An 867-nucleotide genomic window follows, 5' to 3' on the forward strand; every position below is an offset into this window, starting at 1 on the left:
CGCGATCCTTGCTGCCGACGTGGTCGGCTACAGCACGCTCATGGGCGAGGATGAGGTCGGCACGCTCGAACGACTGAAGGGTTGCCGTCGAGAACTGGTCGACCCCGCGATCAAGGAATTCCACGGTCGGATTATCAAGCTCATGGGAGACGGGGCGCTGGTCGAATTCGCCAGCGTCGTTGATGCCGTCCAATGCGCTGCCGCGATTCAGCGCCGGATGGCTGTCCGAGACCCGGGCACCTCCGACCCCCGCCACATCCGGTTTCGCATCGGCGTCAATCTCGGTGATGTCATCGTAGAGGAAAATGACATCTACGGCGATGGCGTCAACATCGCCGCGCGCCTCGAGGCTATGGCCGAGCCGGGGGGTGTATGTATCTCCGGAACCGCATTTGATCATGCCGTTCACAAGGTTGATGTCGGCTTTGCCAGTCTTGGCGAGCAGCGCCTCAAGAACATCGCCGATCCGGTTCGCGCCTATCGACTGCTGCTGGATCCCGCAGCATCGGGAAAGGTCACGGCCGCGCCACACCGGCCGAGCTCGCGCGTCATCATCCTGGCAGGCGCCGCCGCCTTGGCGATCGCCGCGATTGCCGGCATTTTCGCATGGCAGAAGTTCTCAGTGCCATCGCGGCCATCGGTTGCCGTGCTGCCGTTTGCAAACCTCGGCGGCGATCCAGGCCAGGACTATTTCGCTGACGGCATCACCGAGGATCTGATCACCGACCTCACCAAGCTGTCCGGTCTGGACGTCATCGCGCGCAACTCGGTGTTCGCCTACAAGAACAAGCCTGCAGCGCTGGCGGACGTCGCGCGCGACCTTGGCGTCCGCTTCGTTGTCGAGGGGAGCGTCCGCCGCACCGGCGA

General features: G+C 63.7%; 1 protein-coding gene. It reads left to right on the forward strand.

Annotated elements, in window-relative coordinates:
* A partial coding sequence (locus NKH38_RS33250; RefSeq protein ID WP_352765755.1) for an adenylate/guanylate cyclase domain-containing protein occupies positions 1–867 on the forward strand: 867 nt, incomplete at both ends.

It is taken from the genome of Mesorhizobium sp. M1078, assembly GCF_040318615.1.
In the GTDB taxonomy this organism is placed as follows: Bacteria; Pseudomonadota; Alphaproteobacteria; order Rhizobiales; family Rhizobiaceae; genus Mesorhizobium.